Origin of the sequence: Microbacterium sp. ZW T2_14 (assembly GCF_044987405.1) — a bacterium.
Taxonomy (GTDB): domain Bacteria; phylum Actinomycetota; class Actinomycetes; order Actinomycetales; family Microbacteriaceae; genus Microbacterium.
Genome location: NZ_JBJDRK010000125.1, coordinates 1 through 1,389 on the forward strand (window position 1 = coordinate 1; position 1,389 = coordinate 1,389).

At 74.4% G+C, this 1,389-nt stretch carries 1 pseudogene; it reads right to left on the bottom strand.

The window, feature by feature from the left end:
- Positions 1–1,389: pseudogene (locus ACI3KY_RS20250) on the bottom strand (hypothetical protein); the annotation flags it as partial.

Sequence of the window (1,389 nt, forward strand, 5' to 3'; positions counted from 1 at the left end):
GCGGTGGTCGTCGCGACGGCGGCCCCCGCCGTGGCGGCGGTGGCGTCGGCGGTGGTCGTGGCCGTCGTGACGGTCGTGGCCGAGATGCTCACCGCGCCCGCCGCCTGCACCGAGGCGGTGTCGGTGATCCGGGTCACGGCCGAGTTGTCGATGGTCGCGTGCGCCACGGCGGCGTCGACCGCGGCATCCGCTCCGGTCCCCGTCGAGGTGGTGACCAGCGTCGCCGTCGACGAGCTGGCCAGCGACACGGTGCCCTGTGCCTCGATGCGCGAGGTGCCCGCCAGCTGCACGAGCGCCGATGCGACGCTCTCGCCGAGGGCGAGTCCGACCGTGGCGCCCGGGTCGGCGGTGTTGACCGCGGTGGCGGTCGCCTGGACGTTGCCGCCGCGCACGACCGCGTCGGTCAGGATGACCTCCGCGATCGCGGGTGTGTCGTCGGCCGTGGTGGCGGTGGCGGCGAGGACGACGTCGGCGGCGCCGGCATCCAGCACACCGCCGGGACCGACCACGACGCGCGTCGCCTCGAAGCGGAACGTCACGCCGTGGAACGTCAGGGTGCCGACGATGCGGATCGTCGCGCCCTTGCCGGTGCTCTTCACGACGAACGAGCCGAGCGGGCGGACCGAGTGGGACTCGAACGCGTTCGCCAGGCTGCGCACCAGGATGTAGCCGATGTTGACGGCGTCGGGCGTCACCTCGATGGTGTCGTCGTCCGTCGCGTCGGCGAAGTCGAAGTCGGTGACGTCGGCCGGCCCGATGGGCTCGAGCCCGTCGTAGGCGAGGGTGGTGCCGCCGACCATCAGGGTGCCGGACTGCGAACCGGTCGGACGCGACGTCACCGCGCCGTGCGCCCCGCTGAACCGCAGCACGTCGTAGCCGCCGGCACCGCCGTCGACCCGGCCGATGCGTCCGCCCGGAGCGACGACGAAGTCGTCGCGATTGCCTGCGGCCCCCTGCAGCACGTCGAAGCCCGAGAAGCGCTGGCCGGCGACGCTGCCCGCACGCTGCCCGTCGATCTGCCAGGTCGTGTCGGCAGCCGGACCACGCAGCACGTGACCGCTCCCGACGGCGACCAGCCGGCCGACGCCCGAGAAGACCGTCGCACCGACGGATCCGCTTCCGGCGCCGTCGCTGTTCCAGGTCACGCCGGTTCCGCTGACCGCGAGGGCCGCTGCCGAGGTGACGGTGACGGCGAGGCCGAGCGAGGCGGGGAGGCTGACATGGCCGCCCGCCGAGATCGTGAGGGCGGTGACGGATGCCGCGGCCCGCCGCGTCGTGACCCCGTCGGCGACGACCACGAGGTCGGCCCCGTCGAGCGAGACCGAGACGTCGCCCGCGGCGGTCACCTGCCACGGTCCCGGCTGCTCCGCGGCCGGGACCGTGGCAGGT